A 593-nucleotide genomic window follows, 5' to 3' on the forward strand; every position below is an offset into this window, starting at 1 on the left:
TGATGGGGTACGCCCTAGCGGCGTTCCTGCTGCGTCTGGTGGCGGGGTTCTTTCTGTAGGGCCGTTCGCTGGCTATCGTCTGGTTATCAGTTGCCATGTGTTGGTGAAAGAGGATCCGGGATCATTTCGGGTCGATTATTGCTTTTCTCTTCGAAAGGGCGATGACGTGCAGGCCCTTCATAGTGATGACTGGCCGGATGAACTCGCTCGTGTGGTAGCGATGAGCGCTTGCCATGCCGTGGTGAGGTATCAGGGCCAGCCAGTGGACGTATATTGCGACCCTGATGGCGATACCTTGCGCCGCAAATACAATGCTCAGCTCTTTGCGGATACCAAAGGGGGAGGGAGGCCAAGTGATGACCGGACATGAATAGACTCAACCGCGCCACTCGGTTATTTATGTTAAATAGGACTCTAAAGACTACCAAGGACAGGGGCGGTAGCCCCTACAAGCCGCCCTCTGCTGCCCATTTTTGCCTCTACCGTCTCGCGGCGAAACACGCCCATCTTGCCCCGATACTGGATCACCCCTTTCCCTGCTAAACCGGTCTTTAATGCCCCAGTTCTAGCGACCAGCCGAAGGCTATAGGGCG

Annotated in this window: 1 pseudogene; it reads left to right on the forward strand. The window is 55.8% G+C overall.

Annotated elements, in window-relative coordinates:
- Positions 1 to 370, forward strand: a pseudogene (locus tag GWQ22_RS21775) (zona occludens toxin); the annotation flags it as partial.
- Positions 371 to 593 lie beyond the last annotated feature (223 nt).

It is taken from the genome of Aeromonas sp. 1HA1, from assembly GCF_029237385.1.
Classification (GTDB): Bacteria; Pseudomonadota; Gammaproteobacteria; order Enterobacterales; family Aeromonadaceae; genus Aeromonas; species Aeromonas popoffii.